This window comes from Microbacterium sp. (genome assembly GCF_031988965.1).
GTDB lineage: Bacteria > Actinomycetota > Actinomycetes > Actinomycetales > Microbacteriaceae > Microbacterium.
Genome location: NZ_DALZXX010000111.1, coordinates 1 through 374 on the forward strand (window position 1 = coordinate 1; position 374 = coordinate 374).

General features: G+C 74.6%; 1 protein-coding gene. It reads left to right on the forward strand.

What is annotated here, in order from left to right; translation table 11 throughout:
• A partial coding sequence (locus tag RTM68_RS14415; RefSeq protein ID WP_312172141.1) for a copper homeostasis protein CutC occupies positions 1–374 on the forward strand: 374 nt, incomplete at both ends.

Below are 374 nucleotides of genomic sequence, written 5' to 3' on the forward strand. Positions count from 1 at the left end.
CGGTGCCGACGGTGTCGTGATCGGCGCCCTCGGAGCCGACGGGCTGCTCGACATCCCGGCCATGCGCCGCCTGCGCGACGCCGCCGGCGGAGCATCCGTGACCCTGCACCGCGCCATCGACGTGACCGTCGACCCCGTCGCGACCCTCGCCACCGCGCGCTCCCTCGGCCTCCGCCGGGTGCTCACCTCGGGTGGGGCCTCGGTCGCGATCGACGGCGTCGACACCCTCCGCGCCCTGGTCGCCGAGGCGGCGGGCGAGATCGAGATCATGGCGGGCAGCGGAGTGGATGCCGCCAGCGCCCGTGAGCTCATCGAGACCGGCATCGACGCGCTGCACTTCTCGGCCAAGCGCACGGTCATGGACGACGGCCAGG